Annotated in this window: 1 protein-coding gene; it reads left to right on the top strand. The window is 62.6% G+C overall.

Annotation, left to right across the window (positions count from 1 at the left end; genetic code table 11):
• Window positions 1-852 (top strand): ISL3-like element ISBma1 family transposase (locus tag J5M73_RS30895; RefSeq protein ID WP_207816847.1); only part of this gene is annotated, 852 nt, incomplete at both ends.

Here is an 852-nt window from a genome sequence, read left to right as displayed (position 1 = left end):
GCGCGGCTGGAGAAGCTGGACTGGCTGGGCCGCTACCAGCGGGTGACGGAGCGGTTTGCCAAGGCCTGCGAGAAGTTGCTGCAGGCCGCCAGCGTACAGGCCGTGGCGGCCTTCTACGAACTGGGCTGGCACACGGTCAAATCGATCGACAAGATGCGCTTGCGCGCGCGCGTGGCCGAACCGGACTGGTCGACGATCCGTTATCTGGCGATGGACGAGTTCGCGCTCCATAAAGGCCATCGCTACGCCACGGTGGTGGTTGATCCGATCGGCCGACAGGTCCTCTGGGTTGGGCCCGGACGGTCACGCGAGACGGCGCGCGCCTTCTTCGAACAACTCCCCGAAGGCGTGGCCGAGCGCATCGAAGCGGTCGCAATCGACATGACCACGGCCTATGAGCTGGAGATCAAGGAACAGTGCCCACAGGCGGAAATCGTCTTTGACCTGTACCACGTCGTGGCCAAGTACGGTCGCGAGGTGATCGATCGGGTACGGGTGGATCAGGCCAACCAACTGCGACATGACAAGCCGGCCCGCAAGGTTCTGAAGTCCAGTCGCTGGTTGCTGCTGCGCAACCGTCATAACCTGAAGCCAGAACAGGCCGTGCATCTGAAGGAACTGCTGGCGGCCAATCAGTCGCTGTTATGCGTCTATGTGCTGCGCGACGAGCTCAAACGGCTCTGGTTCTACCGCAAGCCGGCCTGCGCGGAAAAGGCTTGGGGGAAATGGTTCGAACAGGCTCAGCAAAGCGGGATCGCCGCCTTGCAAAAGTTCGCCCAGCGCTTGCAGGGTTACTGGCACGGAATCGTGGCCCGCTGCCGCCATCCGCTCAATACCAGCGTCGTCGAAGGT

This window comes from Pseudomonas sp. 50_B (assembly GCF_017491625.1).
Taxonomy (GTDB): domain Bacteria; phylum Pseudomonadota; class Gammaproteobacteria; order Pseudomonadales; family Pseudomonadaceae; genus Aquipseudomonas; species Aquipseudomonas danubii.
The sequence above is the reverse complement of the archived record's forward strand: the minus strand, read 5'-3'. Positions and strand labels throughout refer to the sequence as shown.